We start from the raw sequence: 21,194 nt of genomic DNA, 5'->3' as shown, positions 1-21,194 counted from the left end.
GACGTTAGATTGCCCAAACTTAGCCGCTCAATTGTCATGAAGATCACCGCGATCATGGTCAGTTTGATCTTGATGGCGTTCGTCAGTATTTTCTCATCAATGTATATGTCGCAAATAAGTGAGTACGATGGCAAAACCATCAACCTTTCTGGCTCTCTGCGCATGATGAGTTACCGCATCACCACTCAGGTAACGCTACTACAAAGCGAGGATTCCCTAGAGAATCGCCACAAAGTACAGCAACTGATTCAACAGTTTGAAACCCTGTTTAACGACCCTGTGTTAAAAAAGGATTTTATTCGCTTTCATCAGGTGGCGATTAAAGATGAATACGATCAAGTCGCACACACGTGGAACCAAGAGATTAAACCAACACTGGCGAACGCTAACGCTCAATTTCAACTAGGGCCGTTTCTGCCCAAACTCGAAAGCTTTGTGCAATCCATTGACCGTCTAGTCTATGGCTATCAAAAGGTGTTGGAAGAGCGCCTGCAAGAGTTAAAAATCATTCAGACCATTACACTAGCCATCACATTGGGCCTTATTCTTCTCTCGATTTACTCGATTCACAAATACATCGCGCGCCCGCTGCGCGAGCTAACCGACGTGGCGGAAAGCTCGTCACAAGGTGATTGGAGCCAACGCTGTTTGGTGCATCGCGATGATGAGCTTGGTCTTTTGGCCAAAACCATCAACAAAGCCAATCAAAGCATGCAGTCGATTCATCAAGATCTTGAACAGCGCATTGCTGAAAAGACCCAAGCGCTCAGCCAGAGCAATCAGATGCTCACGTTCTTGTACAACGTAGCTCAACAGGTCAACCAATCTCATTATGGTCAACTCGATTTTGAGTCGATTTTGCAGCAATTAAGCGCCGTTAGCCAACTCAATAACCTACAGCTGACACTCTTTACCTCGCAGCCTGAACTGCCTTATCACCAAGTGCTCATTGGTTCAGAGCTGGGAAATAGCGCATCGAGCCAAACCGTTCACTTTCCAATAGAACGCAATGACAACCACTATGGTGACATCCGTGTATTTACCCAATCGCCAATGGCAAATTGGCAGCGCGATTTGGTGGAATCCTTGGTGGATCAATTGGGCATTGCACTGAGTTTTTCGAACCAACTCAACCAAGAGAGACGCATCGCGCTACTGAGTGAACGAAATATTATTGCGCGTGAGCTGCATGATTCTTTGGCTCAATCCCTTTCGTACCTCAAATTTCAGGTCGCGTGTATTGAAAAAGGCATTGAGAAAGAGCCAGTGAGCGAGCGAGTCACTACCCCTGTTTATGAACTCAAAGAAGGTGTCGTCTCGGCTTATCGTCAACTGCGCGAGCTCCTCACTACCTTTCGTTTACAGATTGACAGTGGCGGCTTGCAAGCGGCACTGAGTGATACCGTGCAGACCTTAGCAAAACACAGTGCCATGCAAATCCAACTGCACTACGACTGTCGCCATGTGCCCTTTGAGCCCAATGAAGAAATTCACCTATTACAAATCACCAAAGAAGCGGTGCAGAACGCCGTCAAACATTCGCAAGGCTCACACATCACCATTTCTCTAACGGAAAACGAGGAGAAAAACGTCGTCCTGTTGGTACAAGACGATGGAATAGGCTTTACTCAAACCGAGCGGGTGCTTAACCATTACGGCACTGAAATTATGCAAGAGCGTTGTCATTCACTGAAAGGAACATTGGCGATCAACACCTTACTCGATGGCGGAACCGAAGTGAGTTTGGTGTTTACCCCGAATTACCTCAACAATAACAAGGAACTTGGGTAGACTATGCCACAACATCATCGTTTGATGTTTACTAACACCTTTCACTCAAGCAGCAAAGGAGAGCCAAATGAGTAATGGGAAATCTACTATCATGATCGTCGATGACCATCCCTTATTTCGTAAAGGATTACAGCGTTTTATCGCCTATGAAGAAGACTTAGAAGTGACCAAGGAATGTCACTCCGGTGCTGAAGCGTTAGAGAGTGCGCTGCAAGATGATCCTGATTTAATTTTGCTTGATTTGAACATGCAAGGGATGGATGGGTTAGAAACCCTGCGCCAAATGCGCGCGAAAGGCGTCACCGCAAGAATCGTGATGCTCACCGTTTCTGATACGGAAGAAGATGTGCTTACCGCCATGCGATATGGTGCTGATGGCTACCTACTTAAAGATATGGAACCCGAAGATATTGTCGCCAACATCAAACAAGCCGTGCTCGGCAAATTGGCGCTGTCTGATCGGCTCACGCAAGTGCTCGCCCAGTCATGGCATAAACCCAAAACGCAGCAACCCAACAAGCTTTCAAGCCTTACCGAGCGCGAACATCAAACCCTCATTTTATTAACTAAAGGCATGAGTAATCGCCTTATCGCCACTGAATTAAAGATTTCTGAAGCAACCGCCAAAGTCCACGTGAAAAATCTACTGAAAAAGCTCGATTTACACTCCCGCTTAGAAGCCGCTGCTTGGTTGATGGAAAACTCTCGTTAGATCCATCGGTTTTCGTTACCAGTTTTGAGCAGTTTTTCCTAATTGGATGAGCTCTAGAAAAATGCCATGATCTTGCCCCTCGAGACTAAGCAAGCTCAGAACGATTGCTAATTCTTAGTTTCTCAGAACGCCCATGCTCACCAATTCATCTTTTATTTAGCTAAATCAAAATATTGCCTAAATAAAGCTCGCTTTTTTACGTTCTTAAACAATTTTTTTTCGCGTGGTTTGCTTTGTTTTGTATCCAAAACTATATTGACAAGGTTATAATTAACCCAGTAAACACATGGATACTGGTTATAGTTAGGGATAAGTAACTCTTTGCAAATTAAAGAAAACAAGGCAAAACAACACCATGCTGATCAAAAACCTATCTATAGCAAAAAAGATCTCCCTTTCTTTTTTGCTCATTGCGCTGATTAACATCCTTTTCGGCGTTTTTTTGAATTTAAAACTCAATTCCATCAAAGCAGAACTCATCAATTTTGCCGACGACACCTTGCCAGCTGTTGATGCGGTAAACTCGATTCGTTACGACTTATCTCGCCTACGTGCATGGCAAATCGCCGTGTACACCCAAGGTAACCCAGCAGATATTCAACAACGTATTAATGACAACATAGAAAAACGCCGTAACGTTGAAGCAAAAATCGCTGCCTATGGCAAAACGGTTTGGCCCGGTGAAGAGCAAGAAACGTTCAATCGCCTTATCAAAGAATGGGGCTCTTATAAAGGAATTGTAGAAACCTACTACGCAGCAATGCTTAAAGGTGACAGAAACGCCGCAAGAGGAACGATCGCGCCGTCATTAGAAACATTTGGCCGCATTGACATTGAATTAGGCAAACTGACAAACATCCTAAGACAGGCAATGGATCGTAACAAACATGCTATTCTGTCATCTGTGGATAATATGAATGTCACGGCATTTGTAAGTAATGCCTTCATCCTGTTGTTGATGGTTGTGATGACCGTTGTTTTGGCTCGCCTAATTTGTGGTCCACTCAAAATCGTTGTTGCGCAAGCCAATGCTATCGCTAAAGGAGACTTATCTAAGAAACTCGACCGCAGCTCAATTGGTAATGACGAACTCGGCGAGTTAGCCGATGCCACCTCAAAAATGCAAAATGATTTACGTACCGTTATTCATAATGTGGTCGATGCAGTCAACCAACTGAGTCAATCGGTTGAACAGATGACTCACATATCGCAACAATCAGCAACAGGAATGAAAGAGCAACAATTGCAGATCACGCACATTGCGACCGCAATGACTGAGATGAAAGCCACCGTTGCTGATGTGGCAGAGAATACACAAGCGTCTGCGAGCAAAGCAAGTCACGCGAATGACCAAACTCAAATGGGCGTGCGCGAAACACAAAGCATCATCGATTCGATTGAAGAAGTGGCGACAGTTATCGGTGTCGCAGGTGACACTGTCACTGAATTAGAAAAACAATCAAGTCAAATCAACGTGATCCTTGATGTTATTCGTGATATTGCTGATCAAACCAACCTTCTTGCTTTAAACGCAGCCATTGAAGCAGCGCGTGCAGGAGAATCGGGTCGCGGCTTTGCGGTGGTAGCTGATGAAGTTCGCACACTTGCGGGCCGTACACAGCATTCGACTAGTGAAATCACGGCAATCATCGAACAACTGCAATCTTTAGCCAAGAAAGCACAGCAAGCATCTGAGTTGTCACGTAACAATATCACCGCATGTGCCGAGCAAGGTGTGCGTTCGAAACAACTGATGAGCCACATAGGCCAAGCGATTGCTGATATTTCAGATACCAGTACTCAAATTGCGACTGCATGTACTCAACAAGATTCAGTTGCCGAAGACCTAAGCCGCAGCACTGAACAAATTCACTTGGCATCTCAAGAAGTTGCAGAAGGTTCACAAAAGACCTCTCAAGCTTGCCATGAGTTGAGCCGTCTCTCCTCTTCACTACAAGAAGCGATGCGACGCTTCAAATTGAACTAATCTTATCTTCATGCTGTGGTATTTACCCACAGCATGAATTTTTACCAATCTAGATTGCACAACTAAAACGACCCTATTTGGAGTTTTCATGCGCATTAAAAAAACCTTACTTGCCCTTTCCATTGCCGCTGCAACTTTAGCCCCAATCATGCCAGTGCACAGCGCCCCTATGGCGTTGTTGGGTGTGGATAAACAAGCAACGGATATTGAATCTGCAAACTCATGGCTCGAAATCAATCTTGGTCAGTTCCGTTCGAACATCGAACAGTTCAAAACAAAGATGAATAACCACACCAAGATTTGCGCCATCATGAAAGCAGACGCTTACGGAAATGGCATTCAAGGCCTTATGCCTATTGTGCTCGAACAGCAAATTCCGTGTGTTGGTGTCGCGAGTAATGCCGATGCCCAAATGGTGCGCGATAGTGGTTTTAAAGGCGAGTTGATGCGTGTACGCTCCGCAAGTATCAACGAAATTAAAGCGGCTTTGCATCTCGATATGGAGGAGCTGATCGGCAGTAAAGCACAAGCCGACGCTCTCGCAGAGCTAGCGCAAAAATCAGGCAAAGAAATTCGCGTCCATATCGCTCTTAACGATGGCGGCATGGGACGTAACGGCATTGATATGAGTACCGACGCAGGCAAAAAAGAAGCGGTACAAATTGCTAGCCACAAAAACATTCGTGTGGTTGGCATTATGACCCACTTCCCAACCTATGAAGCCGACGATGTGCGTAAAAAATTGGTGTCATTTAAAGAGCACTCAGCATGGCTGATGAAAGAGGCCAATTTGAAACGAGAAGAAATCACGCTTCACGTTGCCAACTCATTTACCTCGTTGAATGTTCCTGAGGCACAACTTGATATGGTTCGCCCTGGTGGCGCGCTTTATGGTGACCAGCCAACCAACTTAGAATACCCTTCGATTGTTTCTTTCAAAACACGTATTGCGTCTATTCACCATTTACCGAAAGATCACACAGTAGGCTACGACAGTACTTTTACCACCAAAAATGACAGTGTGTTAGCGAACTTGCCCGTAGGTTATTCTGATGGTTACCCACGTAAAATGGGCAATAAAGCACAAGTGATTATTAACGGTAAAAAGGCACCAGTGGTTGGCGTAGCTTCGATGAACACCACCATGGTAGACGTATCGAATATCAAAGGGGTTAAACCGGGTATGGAAGTGATCCTCTTTGGTCACTCGCAAGGACAATCCATTATCGCTGCGGATATCGAAAGCAGCTCCGATGTGATTTTCCCAGAGCTTTACACCATTTGGGGTTATTCGAATCCACGGATTTATATCAAATAACGCTCTAGCGATTCATTTTTGTAACAACGGCCTTAACCAGGCCGTTTTTATTTGTGCCGTAGATACGACTAGCTAATTTTACTTACCCACTACAACTACCACGGTTTTCTTGTGGTTTCTTATGATTAGCCATAACAGAGGTAACGCTAAGATAATAATCCAAGGCAAAATCATTTTATTCATCGATTGCCACCCAACTAAATTGAGCAGTGTTCCAGCAGCGACCGAGCAAACCAAGGTAAAAACAAATACACTCATATCATTTACAGCTTGAGCAACACTTTTCTCTTTACTGTTATATGTTTTTGCCAATAGATCCGTTGCACCAATATAGAGAAAGTTCCATCCAATGCCTACTAGGATAAGCGAGCAAGCAAAAAATGCTATCTGTGTGCTAAGAGAAGAAAACAATGCGTACCCCAACAGCATGGCAACTCCAGTTAACATTATTTTTATAGAGCCAAAGCGTGAGATTAAGCGACCTGTAAAGAAAGAAGGAACATACATTCCTAACACATGTAGCTGTATAATTATTGAACTATCTGCAAGAGAGTACCCATGATTTGTCATAGCGATAGGTGTAGCCGTCATAGCTAGAACCATAATTCCATATGCGGATGCAGCAGAAAATAAAGCAACTAAGTAACTGGGTTGAGTGATAACTTGTGTCCAAGGGCGACCAACACTATTGTCATTACTAGCTTTATTAGTTTTTGTAGGGGTATTTAATCCCAATAGCGCAAACATCCCTATTAGAGACACAACGCCCATTAAAATAAAAGAACCTGAGTATGGAATTGACAATAAATCACTACCTACCTTTGCTAAAAATGGCCCAGCAAACGCGGCAACCACTCCACCGGCAATGACTAGCGAGACAGCATGTGCTCTGAACTCATCAGACGCTATTTCAGCGGCGGCGAATCTGTAAAATTGAGCAAATGCTTGATAAACGCCTAAGATAAACATGGCTAGACATAATAACCAGAAAGACTGTGCCTGCATCGATAACATCGCGATGATTGCAGAGATCACGCCAGCTAAAGTTCCTAACAAAAATCCAGCTTTTCTTCCTTTTCGTCCCATAAAAATTGAGGCTGGAAACATAACAAGAGCCGTCCCTAAACTTCCCATAGCTAAAGGGATTGTTGCTAGTGATGGATTAGGGGCAAGATACAAACCTGCCAAACCTCCAATGGTCATTAACAATATGGTTACTGTCTGAAATAATGCTTGCGAGCCTGCAAGTATCAGCACTTGTTTATGCATATGTTGCATTTTACTTCTCCAATATAATTAATACTGAGAGCTTTTCGTTAGTAATCATTTACGCATCTCATCGATGCGCTCATGATTAGCTACTTGTACTCAGTTACTGTCTACAATCATATTGGAATGCTTGGATGTGTTGTGAGCATACCTTGGTCATCTTTCGATGAAATCAGGCCAATCGTACATTTAGTTCATACCAAATATATCAAGACAGTGGTTCAGGACCACGGAATGCACGTCGCCACTCACTTGGGCTAACGTTGTACTGTGTTTTGAAGTTTTGTCTAAATGATACCGGAGACTGGAATCCCGCTAGCTCTGAGACTTTTTCAATGCTAATGCTAGTCGTTTCAAGCAATTCTTGGCTTAACTGAAGACGCTGAATATTAATCCATTCACTGACAGTCATTCCTGTAGCCTTATGGAAGTGCCGGGTAAAACTACGCCGACTCATATTTGTAAACCCTGCGAGGGTATCTAGATCATGAGGTTTATCAAGGTTACGGCGAAGATAATCTAGAAGGTCATTAATTTTTTCGTCTCTGGTGTTCACTGGAACAGGCCGCTCAATAAACTGAGCTTGCCCTCCCTCTCGATATGGTGGAACAACCATGCGCCTTGCTAAATAATTAGCTTTGCTGCTTCCACAGTGAGATCTAACGATGTATAGACAACAATCAATACCCGCGGCAGTACCAGCGGAGGTGATTAACCGTTCATCAGACGTATATAGTGAGTTGTTGTCCAGAAGCACCTTAGGAAATCGGCTCCTGAAATCTATCTCATATTCCCAATGCGTTGCAGCCCGATGGTTGTCGAGTAATCCCGCGTAGGCAAGAACATATGCTCCGAGACATAATCCCACAATTTCTGCACCTCTATGCCATGCACGTCTAATTTCTTCCAGAACTAATTGATTTGGCTTCTCTTCGGGGTGATTCCAATAAGGAATGATAATGATGTCAGATTGTCGTAACAGTTCTAATCCGTGTTCTACTTCTAGGAATAGCCCCATTTCTGATTGAATAATACCCGGTTCCTCTGCACATACTTGAACATCAAAATAATGCTGGCCATCAATGGGCTGCCCAAAGACTTGGAAAGGGATTGATAAGTGAAAGGAACTGACGCCAGGAGTTGCAACCACAACCACAGAAAGTACAGACATAAAAATCCTCGAATTGCACTTAAAGTAAAGGCTAGGTTGTTCCTAGCCTTGTAAGATTAATTAGAATTTCAGCACTTCGCCATCTTCAGGGATCAGCACTTTGTTCTCGATACCATGTTCTAGCGTAAATCTGCGTAGCTCTTTTCGAGTCAATAGGCAGTGGTTGATAGCTTCCAAGTGAGAAGCCACAATGGTGGTGTCTGGTAGCACCTGTAAAGTACGTAACGTGTCTTCAGCCCCCATAATGATAGGGCCATATCCATCGATATGTGCGTCTCCAGCATTAATCACAACAACGTCAGGCTTATATTTTTTTAGTGTATAGACATAAGGTTTTACCCATACCGTGTCACCAGCAATATACAACGTTTTTTCGTCATGCATAGTGAATACTAATCCACACGCGTCACCTAACCCTTCAGCCTTCTCGGGATTAGCATAGGCTTCATTACTACCATGCTGACCATCAACTTTATGAATAGTTAGTCCATTTATAAAGTTATTCTCATCTTGTAGAACTCGAACGTTGGTAAATCCTTGGGATCGAATAACGTCCGCATCCTCTTCGCTTTGAGCAAAAATGAGCTTGTTGGGTGGAAGCTGCTTTTGTGCGGCGTCGTCCCAATGATCCATGTGAGTATGAGTAACTATAACAATATCAGCTTTAATCAGCTCATCTATAGGCAGAGGCAGTTCCGTCATTGGATTGCGTAAGTGCGAACGCGCTGTTTCAGCAAAACCGTCCCAAGACTCCTTTTCTGCTAGCATCGGATCGATGAGAAAAGTCGTATCTGCAATTTCAACTAACAGTGTAGCGTTTCTAACTTGAGTAACTTTCATTATATTCCTAATAAGATGTGGCGTACTTAGTACGAGAAAACATTAAGGTAAGTATAAAAAGACACTCAAAAAGGCAAAATGAGGCAAAAGGACAACATTCGATTACATTGGGCCAACAAACATAAACGTTTTTATTTAAGAGGACGGTCTTGTTAATTCTATTTCATAAAACTAAAAGGAAGATGAACCTGACACAGAATTCTGAACGCCCTCATCTCTCTCAATTTGTTTTTTAAAACACCTTTTCAATTTACACAAATTCGCTAAAATGGCGCTTCTGTCCCTGTTGAGTAATCTTGATGTCTAACGCCGTTTCTCGTTCAATTCTGTTGCTTGTTGGGGCTAACCTTCTGGCCGCCTTTTCTGATGTCACGTTAAAAGTATTGAACGGTGAAGTGCCGATTTTTGAATACGTATTTATCCGTCAACTGATAAGCACGGGATTACTGTTTCCTTTTTGGTGGAAACTACCGAAGGAGCAACGTCAAGAAGGACTAAGTTGGATTACGTTTTCTCGAGCTCAGCTCATTCTATTAGGCAGCGCTTGTGCCATGATAGCGGTCACTTACTTACCACTGGCAACGGCTAACGCAATGTTTTATGTTGCGCCATTACTTATGTTGCCACTCACCTTTTTACTGCTAAAAGAGCAACCAACCCTAAAACAGATATTGGCAACGTCGCTGGGCTTTGCTGGGGTACTGATTGTGTTACGCCCAGAACAATTTCAATGGGCGGCGGTGGCTGGCTTAGGCTGTGCCCTCTCTAATGCTTTATGTAACCTGTTAATTCGCCGCCTTCCGGCACAGCAAGCTTTAGTATCAACCCTGTTTTGGACTGGGCTAATGACCTTACCCATCTCTTTACTACTCGCTTTACCACATTGGGAGCCAATACGTTGGACAAAAGTGGGCTGGATCGTACTCATCAACCTGTTGGTATTGGGCTATCATGCATTAGTCGTGATGGCATATCGTCCTGTCGAAGCAAACCGCATTGCACTGGCCGAGTATTCTGGATTGGTTTTTGCCACCATTTTGGGCTTTGTCTTGTTTGCGGAAATGCCTGATCTGCTGACCTGTATCGGTATTGTGCTTATCGTGATTCCAATGATGCCGATCCAATGGCGAAAATGGCTATTTCGCGCGCAAACTTCGTTGGCTCAAGATCCCGCTAAATAGGATTGCTACGCAAACCATTGGCGAATCTAGCCATTGTTTTGCTACCTAGCACTTTTGCCACATCTTGTTACACAACAAACGCTAAGCTAAGTCGATTAGGCAACAATCGTGGATTATCAAGATAACGACTTACCTGATGACCCCTTAAGCTAGTTATGTCTTAACTGACTGCAGTCAACACGTTGAGATACGTTCTAGTTCATCAATCGATAAGGAATCATCATGCAACGACGACTTAATGGATGGCTACTGGCAGGCATAGCAACCCTATTTGGCATCGCTACACCCGCAGTAATGGCTGCAGAACAATCTCTCTATACTGCTGAAACTCAAGGTGAGTTTGACGGCCCAGCGGAGTATTTCACTGGTAAAGTACATGTAAAAATGGCATTTCCTGCCAATGAGGTGGCCCACTATTCAGGTGCTTTTGTTACCTTCGAACAGGGTGCAAGAACCTCTTGGCATTCGCACCCGGCGGGTCAGCATATGATAGTGACCCAAGGAACCGCACTGACCGTTACCCGCGATGGTAAAGTCCTTGCGTTTCATCCTGGTGAAGCCGTTTGGTGTCCACCAGATGTCGATCACTGGCACGGTGCCACTGCTAACGCAGCTATGACTCACTTTGTCGTTACCGCTTCTGACGATCAAGGTAAGAATGTCGTCTGGAAAGAGAAAGTCTCAGATAAAGAGTATCAGGCGGCGCTACAAACTAAATAATGTTAAATCCACTGATTTGGTTCAATGGAATGAGCAATTACGCAGGCCTGTATGGCCTGTTTTTTTATCCAAAATTTCTACTAGCCTTCATCCATCAACATTGAGTAAACCTTGGTTAATTGGAAAATATCGTCCGTTGACCTTTTTCAACCACAGCACAAATTCAAAATAACGGACAAATAAACAATCCGTTACGTAGAGTCACCAAGCCATCAGCAGCTTTTTGTTCAAACCAAGAACCATCATTTTGGAATTTTAGGCAATAAATAAGGATGATTGGATATTAACCAATTCATTAGTTGTTCGTAATATACCCACATCAACAACGGATACCTCCAGTACCGATATATCCAATAATAACGCCTTGATAACGACACCTTAGGTCGCTAGTGATGTGCTTACACCATCACACCAAAAGGCGGATAACTCATCAAACAAGAAGAGTGTGACAATGCAATTAGATTTCTCTTACTACAACCCAACTACCATTCACTTTGGTAAAGACTCGCTAGCCAAACTAAAAGAAGAAGCGCCAAAATACGGCCAAACAGTGATGTTGGTTTACGGCCGTAATGCCATCAAAGCCAACGGTCTTTACGACAAAGTGGTTACTATCCTTGAACAAGCAGGCAAAAAAGTGGTTGAGCTATCCGGTGTGATGCCTAACCCTACTCTAGAAAAAATGCGTGAAGGCGTGCAAATCGTACGTGACCATAACGTAAGCCTTATCCTTGCAGTCGGTGGCGGTTCTGTGATTGACTGTGCCAAAGGTATTTCGGTTTCTGCATACTGTGAAGATCAAGACCCATTCGTAAAATACTGGTGTGAATTCAAAGACGTGGATAACGAAGTCGTGCCTGTAGCGTCTATCTTAACCATGGTTGGTACGGGCTCAGAAATGAACGGGGGTTCTGTTATCACTAACGAAGAGACCAAATACAAAGCAGGCCGTGTTTTTCCTGCGCACGTGTACCCTAAATTCTCTATCCTAAACCCAGAGTACACTTTCACTGTATCTCAATACCAAATGGTAAGTGGCGTATTTGATACGATGTCGCACCTCATGGAACAATACTTCTCGGATAAAGGCGCGAACACCACAGATTACGTGATCGAAAGTCTTCTAAAATCGTCTATCGACAACCTCCGTGTTGCACTAAAAGATCCAAACGATTACGAAGCTCGTTCAAACCTAATGTGGAACGCAACCCTAGCACTGAACACGCTAACTGGTCTGTCTAAATCACAAGACTGGCAAGTTCACATGATTGAACATCAACTAGGTGCTTACACTGACTGTGCACACGGTATGGGTCTAGCGGCAATTTCACTGCCTTACTACCGCCTAATCTACAAATTTGGTCTAGAAAAATTCGTCCGTTTCGCAACTCAAGTTTGGGGTGTATCGGCTGAAGGTAAAACGGATGAAGAGATTGCACTGGCAGGTATCGACGCACTCGAAGCCTTCACTAAAGAGTGTGGCATTGTGACCTCTCTAGAAGAACTCGGTGCAACCAAAGAGATGCTACCTAGAATTGCTGAATCTACCATCATTCTCGGTGGCGGTTACCATGCCATCACCACCGAAGAGATTCAACAAGTGCTAGAAGCGTGCTTTTAAGTCTCTACGTTTAGCATAGATCCTGAATAGGAAAGGATCGATAACACAATAGGCCAGCGATAGATTTCGCTGGCTTTTCTTTTCTGAAAATAGGAACCTGATCAACGGGATAGCAGGCTATTTTCGTCGCCTATTTGGGTATGACCAGACATGGCCAAGCCATGAGATAACCGAAGCGATACAACCAAGTAATAAAATGGCCACAGTCATTTCAATATTCAAAATACGACTGCATTCAGCGTAAAAGTTCTCGTCACCTTCTAGTGCTAAGAATCCCGCCGCGACAAAAAGAATACCGTACAAACATAGAATGAAGATCACGCCCGATTTTAGTGCGTTAAAGTAACTACTCATACGACACACTCTCAAGAGAACCTAATCAAATCGCTTTTAAGCGTTGTACTCACAGACAAACACCTGATTGGTGTCCAATGAAAAGCTATGAAACTATGTTAAACATAGTCTATAACTGGATGATTTTTAGTTAACTCATCACCGTTTTATAAGAAAAGACCACAGAGATAAGTCAGTTTTGACCTCTGTATTAAAAATAAGAAAAAACGAGCGTTGTAGGCCAATGATTCGCTGTCGATCACTCTCGAAACTGTTGCTGATCAGTGAGCTAACGATTGTTGAAAATAGTCCGCCAAATAATCAATAAAGGCTCTGGTAGTGGATGAAAGATGCTTACGCGAGGAGTAAAGCGCATAGATCTGTAAGTCATTGGGTTTCCACTCAGGAAGAATATGCACTAATTGCCCCGACGCCAGCTCGTTTTCCACCAAATAAGTAGGCTGTAAAGAGATACCAATCCCTTCACAGGCGGCTTGCCTTAACACCGTCGCTTCATTTGCCGACAACCTTGGTTTTATCTCAATCGCTTCATACTGTTCGCCATTGGTTAAATGCCATGTATGACGTTCAAAATGTTTGTAGCCCAAACAAGAGTGCCGCAACAAATCGGTCGGTTTTTCAATGGGAGCTGATTGATTGAGATACTCAGGTGAAGCCACCAGCAAGGAACGACACACCCCAATCGGTTTACCGATAAGCGAGCTGTCTGGATTAGAGGCAATACGAATGGATAAATCGATCTGCTGCTCAACCAGATCGTTATGGGAATCATCAACAAATATTTCGATATTAATCTCAGGATGCAACTGCATAAAATGTTTGGTTGCTGGCACCAACTGGGCAAAACCAAACGACATACTGGTCGAGACTTTAATCTGCCCTGATAACAGGGTCGCATCACCAACCACATCAGTAAGCGCTTCACCCACATTCAACCAATTCTCGATTTTCTCAAGGTTCTGTTGCCCCGCCGTCGTTAACGTCACTCGTCTAGTGGTGCGGTGCAATAAGCGCGTTTGAAGCCAATTTTCCAGCGCTTCGACATAGCGCGTCACCATCGGGCGAGACATATTTAATCGGTCTGCGGTATCGGTAAAGCTACCAGAATGCGCAACATCTACAAAAACCTTGGCGGCAGTTAATCTATCCATCTTATTTGCACGATTTAAGAAACACTATTGTCTATATTGATGCATTTATCTGAGCGAATCAATTTTCTATAGTAGTGACATAACGCAGCACCTAAAACAGGTTCCCAAGCCTAAAACACAATACTGCGAGCGTATCGATCTGAAGGAGAGAACAAGATGAATGAAGTCCATTATTTTTATGACCCTATGTGTGGCTGGTGTTACGGCGCAACCTCGTTGATTCAGGCCATTGCCGAACATCCACAATTTACCTTGGTGTATCACCCTGGCGGCATGATCGAAAGAAAAGCGCTCACCGAGGGCTTTAAGCAGCATGTCCTGCAAGCGGATCCCCGCATCGCCGCTTTAACAGGGGCATCTTTCGGTGAAGCCTACATCGAACGTCTAAAAAGCGAGCAGCCTTTCATTTTGGATTCTTACTTACCGATTCGCGCCATCTCGATCGCTCAATCGATGGGCATTGAGGCATACAAAATGATCAAAGCCATTCAAAACGCTCATTATCAAGAAGGTTTGGTGGTGTCTGATGAAGCAACCCTCGCTGTACTGGCGCAACGCTTTGGGCTGAATGAGGTAGAGTGGCAACGCAAAATGCAAGAGAGCGCCGACCACATTGAGCAAGAAATAATAGATAGCCATGAATTGATGGCACACTGGTCTGTCTCTGGTTACCCGACCTTAATTGCCAATATCAACAATCAGTTCATTAAATTGCCCCATGAGCAATTCTATGGAAAACAAGCGCAGTGGCATCAGCTTTTGGATTCACTGGTGAAATAAGCACAAAGCGGCACCTTATTAGGTGCCGCTTTCTATACCCAAGTAACCTCAAGATGCGGTTTCAGCAACCACTATGATTATTGGGCATTAACCTGATCTCGCCCAGCTTGCAAGACTTTCATCACTTCCAGAGAGTGTTCAAGATAACGATAACATTGCGCTAAGTCGTTCTCTTTAAACATCTGATTAAAGTCTTGGAACTCATAAACCATATGATTATCTGCATGGTTTAAGTTAAATGTCTGCACCTCTTGACCTTTTAAGCCAAGCTCAAACGATGCCGCCACATTCGGTATACCTTGGATAGCTAAGTATCCTTTATCGCCCTGCACCACGAAACGCCCTTCACTATCAGAATCTTTCGCGCCAGCGCACATCGAGATAGCTTTCTCGTGTTGCATCACAACCACACCCGACATATCAATGCCATTGAAACCGCGGTTAAAGGTGTATTGAATCGAGGTGGGTGCTCCTAACATGAAGCAAGCCAAGTGGATGTTATAGATATTGATATCATACAACGCACCGCCCGATGCTTTCGGGTCAAACGCAGGGTGGACTTCCCCTTGCAAATAAGCGGCATAACGGCTGGATAGCTGTGAATAGTTACCTTGCACCAATTTAATATCGCCAATCAGTGGCAACTTTTCTCTAAATAACTTCACGTTCGGTGAATGAATATTGGTGATCGCTTCAAACAAAAACAAGTCTTTTTGTTTTGCCGTATCCATCAAGATAGTCAGCTCTTCCGCCGTTGTGGTAAATGGCTTTTCGCACACCACATGCTTATTGGCATTCAATGCCTGCAGGGCGTAATCAAAGTGCATGTTATTAGGAATGCCGATGTAGATAAAATCAATCTGGCTATCCGTCAACATGCTTGCGTAATCGGTATAGAGTTTGTTAATCGCATATTGATCACACAGCTGTTGTCCTTTGGTTTTGCTCGCTTCGCGAACGCACAACGCTTCACACACTACGTCATCGATTTGTGCCAAAGCATCCAAACACATGTTGACGATGTTACCTGCACCTACCACACCTATACGCATAAAAACTTACCTTCACTTACATTCACGGATACGTTAAGTGCCAATATCCAACATATTAAGGCATAAGTCAATGTAAGTTATCAACACCACTTACAAACCAGTATAAAGATAAAAATAGTGCACAATCACTTACAAAACCTTATGATAATCGGCAAAAGTAAGTGATGAGTAAGAATAAGATGACCCAAGACGAGCGTTTAATTGAACTAGCAACCTACATTCGTAATCATGGCAAAGTGACTTTAGAGTTTATCTGTGAGCACTTTAATATCTCTTATGATTCAGCACGCCGCGACCTAGTAAAACTGGGTTCTCAGCCAGGAATCTTACGTATTCGTGGTGGCGCGATTCTCAATGAAAGCAAAAGCTATCTCTCCTTTTCTCAACGCAATGAACCCGATCCAGTCAAACAACAACTGGCAGAATATGGCGCGTCCCTTATTGAAAAAAATGACATCGTCTTCTTGGACGCAGGCACCACCAATAGCTTGCTGGCCAGTTACCTCAATGTGGAATCGAGTGTGATTACCAACTCTCTTGAGTGTGTGAATGAACTGATCAGCAAAACGCAAATTCGTAAATGCGTACTCGGCGGCGGATTTGATGATTATTCTCATACTATTTTGGGCGAAATGACCATTGAGCATATTCGAAAATATCGCACCAATCGCGCCTTTATTGGCGTCAGCGCACTGTCGGATGCGGGTATTACCACCAATAGCGAGATGGATGCACGGCTTAAGCTCGCCATGGCAGAACAATCAACTCAAGTGATCTGTATTAGCACATCAACTAAGTTTAATACCCAGTTAATGTATCAATCTTGTGGCTGGGAGCATATTGATTGCCTAATCGTCGACAAAAAACCGCCCCAAAATCTACTTGAACAAATTGAACAACATGACGTGGAATTGATTGTTCTTAGTGACAATGCACAGCACTAAGCAGTCAATTCAGTGTTGAAATGGATATAACCTCAAGGGGCTACCAAATGGTAGCCCCTCGTCGTTAAAGCTTAAATTTCCCAACCAATTCGTGCATATTGAGCGCCAAGGCCCGAAACTCTTCTGCCGTACTCAGCTGACCTTTAGCCTCTTCCGTTAACTGGTTAGCTATTTCATTGATTTGTTGAGTATTTTTAGTAATGTCATCACACACAAACGATTGTTCTTCCGTCGCAGTGGCAATTTGAATAGACGTGCCTTTGATCTCATCAATGGAACCCGCTAACTTGATCAAACTGTCGCTAGCGAGATTGGCCTGTTCTACAGCATCCCCCGTCATGCTTCGACTGTTTTCCATCACCGATGTCGCTTGTTGCGTGGTTTGTTGCAGCTCATGAATCATCTGTTGGATCTCTTCTGTCGAAGAGGTCGTCTTCTGTGACAAATTACGAACTTCATCGGCCACCACCGCAAATCCACGCCCATGCTCACCTGCCCGTGCTGCTTCAATCGCAGCGTTAAGTGCAAGCAGGTTCGTTTGCTCAGCAATGCCTTGAATCGTGGTCAAGATTGTCGTGATCTGTTGGGTGTTGGTATTTAATTTACCTATGATATTGCTGGTCGTTTCTACTTCTTTCGACAAGGTTTCGATGGACTTACGGGTTGATTCTACAACCGTTTTACCCTCAGTACAGGATGTCGAGCCCTGCTCAGCCACAACCGCAGCTTGTTCTGAATTGGAGGCAATTTCAGCAGTGGCTTTTGACATCTCGTTAATGGCCTCGGCAACTAAGGTTACTTTCTCTAGCTGCCTACCCGAATCAGACTGCCACTGATGTGCTTTACTGGCTGCAGTATCCGCCATGCTCTTCAATTGGGAGCTTAAACTCACCACCTCACGAATCAAGCTATTTAACTTAGACACAAACCCATTGAATGCTAGGGACAAATCCGCCACTTCATCATTAGTCGATACATCCAAGTTCACCGTTAAATCGCCATGACCTTGGGAAATTTGGCGCAACACCTCTGCCACTCGGCTGATTTGGGAAGTAAGCACCTTTGCGACATAAGAAGCCACCGCGATAAACAGAATCACCAAAGGAATGGCGATAGCAAAAGTGGCATAACTTTGTTTTACCGCGGCAGCATAAACTTCCGCTTTTGGTACCAAAGCAACGAACCGCCAACCCAAATATTTAGAAGTCACCACCTGCCCAAAGTAATCAGTATCACCACGTTTAATCGTAAATAGATCGTTGGGATGGGAAGCGAGCAACTTGTAGAATGGCGTATCAATGGCAGTGATTGACTTAAAATTGTTGTCAGGCTGAAGTGGATCAACCAAGATATTTTCATTATCTTCGATAAGAACGATAAAACCTTTGTCACCAATGGTGATATTTTTGACGATCTCGGTAAGTTCATTCACCGATACATCAAGACTCATGACGCCAGTAATCTGGTTCTGCCCATTTTTCATTGCCTTGGCAATCGCAATATAGGTAGCATCATCCCCTTTCCAGTAATACGCATTGGTCATCACTGTCTTACCGTCAGCCTCTTTGGCTTTTAGGTACCAAGGCCTTCCCCGAGGATCAAAAGGCGCTTTAAATACACTTCCCGGCCATTCAATGTAAGTGCCGTCTTCTCGCCCAGTATAAACATAAGCTAGATTTTTCTGCGCCTTAGCAAACCGATCAAAACTCGCCCAAAGCTCTCCAGCCGTACCTGTTACACTATTCCAACCTGAAAAGCGGTCGACATCCGCTTGAGTGACAAAACTGGGGGCCCCTGAGGGATTTTGAGCAATAGGCATTGACGACAAATAATCGATGTTTTTCTTGGCATCACCAAAAAATATATTAAATGCTTTGTCTACTTGAACGATTTCTTTCGCACTGGATTTTTGAAATTGCTCTATAGCTGTATTACTCACTTCATTTATTGAATAAGCAGCTAAAATAGCGACAGGTGCTAAAACAGCCACCGTAAACGTTAGGATCAATTTTGTCCGAATTTTCATGACGGCAATACCCTCAAAGAACAATCACTATTATTTATAGACGTTTTTATCAAGGGCGTCAGGCTCAGCGTAAAATTACCACTTTTGTGCAGACGAAAGTAAAATATTGAACAATAAAAAAGAGTCGCGTATGACGACTCTCAAATAGATGAATATGACACTCAGTGAGTAATAAGTCTCGTTATGATTAATAACGGTTACCCATGACTTGGATATTAGCCATTGCACCGTCTATATCTCGTAAATCGCTAGTGCTTAATTCAATATCAAGTGCAGAGAAGTTTTCCTGCAATCGAGCATGACTGCGACACCCCGGAATTGGTACTATCCACGGTTTCTGAGCCAATAACCAAGCCAGCGCAATTTGGGCTGGTGTTGCTTGATAATGCTCACCAATTCGCGCCAGCAAATCAACAACCACTTGATTGGCGTCAATCGCTTCAGGTGTGAACCTTGGGTTACGACTACGTAAATCACTCTTATCATAGGTTGTTGTTTTATCGATAGTCCCCGTTAAAAAACCACGTCCCAAAGGGCTGTACGGTACGACGCCAATACCTAACTCTTCGCATGTGGGCAAAATATCTTCCTCGATATTACGCCACCAAATCGAATATTCACTTTGCAGCGCAGTAACCGGTTGAACAGCATGGGCACGGCGAATTTGGTCCGCATTCGCTTCTGATAAACCAAAGTGCTTCACCTTGCCCTCTTTTATCAAATCTTGCACGGCACCAGCCACATCTTCCATTGGCACGTTAGGGTCCACACGATGTTGATAGAAAAGATCTAAGCACTCCACATTTAACCGTTTTAATGACGCTTCAGCCACACGCTTGATTTGTTCTGGCCGACTATCAAACCCCATAGATGGTGCAGGACCTGTCCCTTGCGGACTGTGCGCAAAACCAAATTTAGTTGCAATAAACAGTTTGTTTTTATCCAGGCCAGCAAACGCTTCACCTAGTAGCAATTCATTGGTAAATGGGCCGTACACTTCGGCTGTATCAAAAAAGGTAATCCCCATATCAACCGCTTGGTGCAATACGTTAATCATCTCGTTTTTGTCGGCTGGCTTATCAGCGAAACTCATGCGCATACAGCCTAACCCCATACCAGACACTTGTGGGCCGTTGATACCTAATGTTCTCATTTTCATGATGATACTTTCTCCATTGCGTAAAGATTATCACCACTATAAAGCGCCTTATTTCTGATGATAATAAACAAAATATCAATGCACTTAGCAATGGAATTAATCAATAGAATGACTCAATAAAAAAGGGCATATCTCTATGCCCCATTACAATAAGTATCATTAGCTACACAAAATCAATTTGAAGAAGTGATACTGCTATCGGTGAATGTAGGGTAATTGTTTGGTTTACCCTCATTAATATTTGTGAGGAAGTTACTGTCTTTCATTGGCACATTCGCCTTACCATAATCGTAGGTATTGAGCTTATAACGTAAATCGCTATTAGATACACCATCGCCATACATGGTGTACCAGCTAACAATATCTGGCGTTACAAATCGACCATAATTATTTTCTGCCCCTTCTCCGCTTTTCGCAAAGCGCATTGCATGAGTCAATACACCATCTTTATGGTAAACAAATTTAATGTGATTACCCTCTTTATCTAATTCAGAGAATGTTTTAGTGGTTAACGAACCATGAGCACTATAGCTTCCGTGCGTAACGGAACCATTTTTGGTCCAAATTGCAACATTTTCCCAATCGTGACGGTGACCACTTTTAATGCCATCTAAGATTTGGTCTTTCAGGAAGTAGAGCGCGTAGAAATGCGCACAATATTGGTCACCACCTTGGTTAATACAAGCATAACGGTGGTAGGTATTAGAAAGGTCAAGAAAATTGGAGCTACGACAACCACCTGTAATTGAACCCGTAGGTTTTAGCCCACCGTTTCTTGCTCCAGAACGGCTAATTCCCGCACTAGGCAAACATCCATCAGTATCAAAATCGAAGACAGGGGCGATTGAAGAAGCATCGACATTATTAGGTAACGCTTGATCAAGTTTGGCAAAATTATGGGCATAAACAGGTAATGAAAGTCCAGATAATGCCAAAGAGCAAAGTAGACCAGTAGTACTTAATTTCATGTTTTCTCCTACGTGAAACATCGTGAATGAGCCGAAGCATAAATTTAAAAAGTATTACAACATGTATTTGATATCGAATTAGTTAAAAGCACTCACATGACACTTTAATGAAAATAAATAATATAACTTGAACCAACCACCAAGTTACAT

The 21,194-nt window shown here is 43.5% G+C and carries 18 protein-coding genes; 9 read left to right on the top strand and 9 right to left on the bottom strand.

The annotated features are described in order from the left end of the window. The first annotated feature begins 9 nt into the window (after positions 1 to 9). The 4 genes from JCM16456_RS16540 (at position 10) to alr (ending at position 5,808) form a co-directional block, all read left to right on the top strand. A complete protein-coding gene (locus JCM16456_RS16540; protein ID WP_156430578.1) occupies positions 10 to 1,791 on the top strand; it encodes a type IV pili methyl-accepting chemotaxis transducer N-terminal domain-containing protein in 1,782 nt (593 codons plus the stop codon). 67 nt (positions 1,792 to 1,858) lie between these two features. Then, positions 1,859 to 2,503 carry a two-component system response regulator NarL gene (gene narL, locus JCM16456_RS16535; protein WP_068716552.1) on the top strand — a complete coding sequence of 215 codons (645 nt, stop codon included), beginning with the start codon at positions 1,859 to 1,861 and terminating at the stop codon, positions 2,501 to 2,503. A 355-nt stretch (positions 2,504 to 2,858) separates the two neighbouring features. Further along, entirely contained in the window at positions 2,859 to 4,490 is a 1,632-nt protein-coding gene (locus JCM16456_RS16530) for a methyl-accepting chemotaxis protein (protein ID WP_068716549.1), read from the top strand. An 88-nt stretch (positions 4,491 to 4,578) separates the two neighbouring features. Then, entirely contained in the window at positions 4,579 to 5,808 is a 1,230-nt protein-coding gene (gene alr / locus JCM16456_RS16525; RefSeq protein ID WP_068716547.1) for an alanine racemase, read from the top strand. Between the two features lie 78 nt (positions 5,809 to 5,886). Here alr and JCM16456_RS16520 read toward each other — a convergent pair whose 3' ends face one another. The 3 genes from JCM16456_RS16520 to JCM16456_RS16510 form a co-directional block, all read right to left on the bottom strand. Then, complete coding sequence (locus JCM16456_RS16520; protein ID WP_068716545.1) at positions 5,887 to 7,086, bottom strand: MFS transporter; 1,200 nt, start codon at positions 7,084 to 7,086, stop codon at positions 5,887 to 5,889. A gap of 199 nt (positions 7,087 to 7,285) precedes the next feature. After that, entirely contained in the window at positions 7,286 to 8,248 is a 963-nt protein-coding gene (locus JCM16456_RS16515) for a GlxA family transcriptional regulator (protein ID WP_068716543.1), read from the bottom strand. A 60-nt stretch (positions 8,249 to 8,308) separates the two neighbouring features. After that, positions 8,309 to 9,088, bottom strand: a complete 780-nt coding sequence (locus tag JCM16456_RS16510; RefSeq protein WP_068716541.1) for an MBL fold metallo-hydrolase — start codon at positions 9,086 to 9,088, stop codon at positions 8,309 to 8,311. A 299-nt stretch (positions 9,089 to 9,387) separates the two neighbouring features. Here JCM16456_RS16510 and JCM16456_RS16505 point away from each other — a divergent pair, with 299 nt between their 5' ends. The 3 genes from JCM16456_RS16505 to JCM16456_RS16495 all read left to right on the top strand — a co-directional run bounded on the left by JCM16456_RS16505 (position 9,388) and on the right by JCM16456_RS16495 (position 12,610). Beyond that, positions 9,388 to 10,269 carry a DMT family transporter gene (locus JCM16456_RS16505; RefSeq protein ID WP_068716539.1) on the top strand — a complete coding sequence of 294 codons (882 nt, stop codon included), beginning with the start codon at positions 9,388 to 9,390 and terminating at the stop codon, positions 10,267 to 10,269. A gap of 222 nt (positions 10,270 to 10,491) precedes the next feature. Continuing rightward, positions 10,492 to 10,989 (top strand): (R)-mandelonitrile lyase, encoded by a 498-nt coding sequence (locus JCM16456_RS16500; RefSeq protein ID WP_068716537.1) that lies wholly within the window; start codon positions 10,492 to 10,494, stop codon positions 10,987 to 10,989. 451 nt (positions 10,990 to 11,440) lie between these two features. Continuing rightward, on the top strand, positions 11,441 to 12,610 hold the full coding sequence (locus JCM16456_RS16495) for an iron-containing alcohol dehydrogenase (protein ID WP_068716535.1): 1,170 nt from the start codon (positions 11,441 to 11,443) through the stop codon (positions 12,608 to 12,610). Positions 12,611 to 12,727: 117 nt separating this feature from the next. On the opposite strand, the gene JCM16456_RS16490 is transcribed toward JCM16456_RS16495, so the two are convergent. Together JCM16456_RS16490 and JCM16456_RS16485 are read right to left on the bottom strand one after the other, a co-directional pair. After that, positions 12,728 to 12,964 carry a hypothetical protein gene (locus tag JCM16456_RS16490; protein ID WP_068716533.1) on the bottom strand — a complete coding sequence of 79 codons (237 nt, stop codon included), beginning with the start codon at positions 12,962 to 12,964 and terminating at the stop codon, positions 12,728 to 12,730. 260 nt (positions 12,965 to 13,224) lie between these two features. After that, positions 13,225 to 14,115, bottom strand: coding sequence for a LysR family transcriptional regulator (locus JCM16456_RS16485; protein WP_068716531.1), 891 nt, complete (start codon positions 14,113 to 14,115; stop codon positions 13,225 to 13,227). Positions 14,116 to 14,271: 156 nt separating this feature from the next. On the opposite strand from JCM16456_RS16485, the gene JCM16456_RS16480 reads away from it, so the two are divergent. Continuing rightward, positions 14,272 to 14,895: a DsbA family protein gene (locus tag JCM16456_RS16480; protein WP_068716529.1), complete on the top strand. Its 624-nt coding sequence runs from the start codon at positions 14,272 to 14,274 to the stop codon at positions 14,893 to 14,895. A 77-nt stretch (positions 14,896 to 14,972) separates the two neighbouring features. Here the strand turns inward: JCM16456_RS16480 and JCM16456_RS16475 are convergent, their stop codons facing one another. Beyond that, positions 14,973 to 15,947: a Gfo/Idh/MocA family protein gene (locus JCM16456_RS16475; protein WP_068716527.1), complete on the bottom strand. Its 975-nt coding sequence runs from the start codon at positions 15,945 to 15,947 to the stop codon at positions 14,973 to 14,975. Positions 15,948 to 16,111: 164 nt separating this feature from the next. On the opposite strand from JCM16456_RS16475, the gene JCM16456_RS16470 reads away from it, so the two are divergent. After that, positions 16,112 to 16,891, top strand: a complete 780-nt coding sequence (locus tag JCM16456_RS16470) for a DeoR/GlpR family DNA-binding transcription regulator (protein ID WP_231894468.1) — start codon at positions 16,112 to 16,114, stop codon at positions 16,889 to 16,891. A 64-nt stretch (positions 16,892 to 16,955) separates the two neighbouring features. On the opposite strand, the gene JCM16456_RS16465 is transcribed toward JCM16456_RS16470, so the two are convergent. The 3 genes from JCM16456_RS16465 to JCM16456_RS16455 form a co-directional block, all read right to left on the bottom strand. Next, positions 16,956 to 18,917, bottom strand: coding sequence for a methyl-accepting chemotaxis protein (locus JCM16456_RS16465; RefSeq protein WP_068716523.1), 1,962 nt, complete (start codon positions 18,915 to 18,917; stop codon positions 16,956 to 16,958). A 187-nt stretch (positions 18,918 to 19,104) separates the two neighbouring features. Continuing rightward, positions 19,105 to 20,076 (bottom strand): aldo/keto reductase, encoded by a 972-nt coding sequence (locus JCM16456_RS16460; RefSeq protein WP_068716521.1) that lies wholly within the window; start codon positions 20,074 to 20,076, stop codon positions 19,105 to 19,107. Positions 20,077 to 20,249: 173 nt separating this feature from the next. Further along, positions 20,250 to 21,044 (bottom strand): NPP1 family protein, encoded by a 795-nt coding sequence (locus tag JCM16456_RS16455; protein ID WP_068716519.1) that lies wholly within the window; start codon positions 21,042 to 21,044, stop codon positions 20,250 to 20,252. Positions 21,045 to 21,194: the final 150 nt, after the last annotated feature.

This window comes from Vibrio tritonius, from assembly GCF_001547935.1.
GTDB lineage: Bacteria > Pseudomonadota > Gammaproteobacteria > Enterobacterales > Vibrionaceae > Vibrio > Vibrio tritonius.
This window is presented reverse-complemented; position numbering and strand designations above follow the sequence as displayed.

Excerpts from the sequence above, each read along its gene's own strand:
- narL (WP_068716552.1), top strand. The coding sequence starts at position 1,859 with ATGAGTAATGGGAAATCTACTATCATGATCGTCGATGACCATCCCTTA.
- JCM16456_RS16530 (WP_068716549.1), top strand. The coding sequence starts at position 2,859 with ATGCTGATCAAAAACCTATCTATAGCAAAAAAGATCTCCCTTTCTTTT.
- alr (WP_068716547.1), top strand. The coding sequence starts at position 4,579 with ATGCGCATTAAAAAAACCTTACTTGCCCTTTCCATTGCCGCTGCAACT.
- JCM16456_RS16520 (WP_068716545.1), bottom strand. The coding sequence starts at position 7,086 with ATGCAACATATGCATAAACAAGTGCTGATACTTGCAGGCTCGCAAGCA.
- JCM16456_RS16515 (WP_068716543.1), bottom strand. The coding sequence starts at position 8,248 with ATGTCTGTACTTTCTGTGGTTGTGGTTGCAACTCCTGGCGTCAGTTCC.
- JCM16456_RS16510 (WP_068716541.1), bottom strand. The coding sequence starts at position 9,088 with ATGAAAGTTACTCAAGTTAGAAACGCTACACTGTTAGTTGAAATTGCA.
- JCM16456_RS16505 (WP_068716539.1), top strand. The coding sequence starts at position 9,388 with ATGTCTAACGCCGTTTCTCGTTCAATTCTGTTGCTTGTTGGGGCTAAC.
- JCM16456_RS16500 (WP_068716537.1), top strand. The coding sequence starts at position 10,492 with ATGCAACGACGACTTAATGGATGGCTACTGGCAGGCATAGCAACCCTA.
- JCM16456_RS16495 (WP_068716535.1), top strand. The coding sequence starts at position 11,441 with ATGCAATTAGATTTCTCTTACTACAACCCAACTACCATTCACTTTGGT.
- JCM16456_RS16490 (WP_068716533.1), bottom strand. The coding sequence starts at position 12,964 with ATGAGTAGTTACTTTAACGCACTAAAATCGGGCGTGATCTTCATTCTA.
- JCM16456_RS16485 (WP_068716531.1), bottom strand. The coding sequence starts at position 14,115 with ATGGATAGATTAACTGCCGCCAAGGTTTTTGTAGATGTTGCGCATTCT.
- JCM16456_RS16480 (WP_068716529.1), top strand. The coding sequence starts at position 14,272 with ATGAATGAAGTCCATTATTTTTATGACCCTATGTGTGGCTGGTGTTAC.
- JCM16456_RS16475 (WP_068716527.1), bottom strand. The coding sequence starts at position 15,947 with ATGCGTATAGGTGTGGTAGGTGCAGGTAACATCGTCAACATGTGTTTG.
- JCM16456_RS16470 (WP_231894468.1), top strand. The coding sequence starts at position 16,112 with ATGAGTAAGAATAAGATGACCCAAGACGAGCGTTTAATTGAACTAGCA.
- JCM16456_RS16465 (WP_068716523.1), bottom strand. The coding sequence starts at position 18,917 with ATGAAAATTCGGACAAAATTGATCCTAACGTTTACGGTGGCTGTTTTA.
- JCM16456_RS16460 (WP_068716521.1), bottom strand. The coding sequence starts at position 20,076 with ATGAAAATGAGAACATTAGGTATCAACGGCCCACAAGTGTCTGGTATG.
- JCM16456_RS16455 (WP_068716519.1), bottom strand. The coding sequence starts at position 21,044 with ATGAAATTAAGTACTACTGGTCTACTTTGCTCTTTGGCATTATCTGGA.